General features: G+C 48.2%; 1 protein-coding gene. It reads left to right on the top strand.

The features are described from left to right. The coding region (locus ACO6V1_RS24015; RefSeq protein WP_422469130.1) for an RAP domain-containing protein at nucleotides 1-1091 on the top strand (1091 nt) is incomplete at its 5' end. Between the last annotated feature and the right edge of the window lie 183 nt (nucleotides 1092-1274).

Here is a 1274-nt window from a genome sequence, read left to right as displayed (position 1 = left end):
GTGTCGCCAACCTGCTCTGGGCCATGGCGAAACTGATGGACAACGGGCAGCAGCGGACACCAGAGCTCAGCGAGGCCGTGGCCGAACTGTTGCCTCGCGTGAACGCACAGAAAGCTGACTTAACACCACAGGAGATCGCCAACCTGCTGTGGGCCATGGCGAAACTGGTGGACCATGGGCAGGAGCAGACACCAGAGTTCAATGTGGCCGTGACGGCGCTGTTGCCTCACGTGAAGGCACAAAAAAACCAATGTAATGCCCAGGATATCGCCAACCTGCTGTGGGCCATGGCGAAACTGGGCGAACTCATTGAGCTGGACGTGTTAACCTCCACGTTCAAAACGCTTGTCGACCAAATCAGTGGCAACCCTCAGTTCTCTCAGCAAGCGATATTGATGTCCCTTTGGGGAGTAATGGTATGCTGTGCCAGGTTATCTCTGGTTCCAAATACCAGTAAAGGTAACGTGCTGGAAAAGCACATGCATGACCTGTTTATTCGTCTGGAAAACACATCCCCGGACAATGAAGAGGATCAACACACCATTGCGATGGCCGCAAGTTGGCTTGGGAGACCATGTCCGTTCGTCACCCATTACCATGCGATCGTTTCAAAACGTCAATCCGACTTTCGCAATCAACTCCAGTCATGCATTCCATCTTTGAGGATTGAAGAAGAAAAGAGTCTGAATTCATTATCTCCAGTTGACCTGCTACTGCCAGATCACAACATGGTAATTGAAATTCAGGGACCCTCTCATTATGTGGGTGGTGATTTCAACACAAGGAAGGGTTCGACTCTGCTTAAAATCGCACTGTTGCAAAAAGCAGGATTTGAGGTCATTGAAATCCCGATTAACATGCTTTGGAACCGGAATTCAATGAAACGATGTATTGATCAAATAAAGGCCAGGGTAGACATCTCGTCACAACGCCATGGCTCTGTATCACTTAAAAGAAGGTGGGCAGATGAGGCATACGTTACTGCTGATAAAGGCAGGCAACCCTCAGATCAAGGTTACTTAACAGCAGAAGAACATTCAGAGGAGCAAACCGGTAAACCCGAAAAAAGGAAGAAAACAAATAGCCAGTAATTGCCTTCCTCCCATCATGACTCAAGAACCTCTTTCACATTCCGGTAAAGAATGCCAGCGTTGAACACTTGTTGCCCATACACCTCGCCCCGGAGGATTTGAAAATAATGGATTGGTGGCATCAGGAGTAGATGTATTTCCCCAGCTGTTTACGTTTATAAACGTTTCAGCAAAATGAACTTC

The organism is Endozoicomonas sp. ALC013 (genome assembly GCF_049310205.1).
Taxonomy (GTDB): domain Bacteria; phylum Pseudomonadota; class Gammaproteobacteria; order Pseudomonadales; family Endozoicomonadaceae; genus Endozoicomonas.
This window is presented reverse-complemented; position numbering and strand designations above follow the sequence as displayed.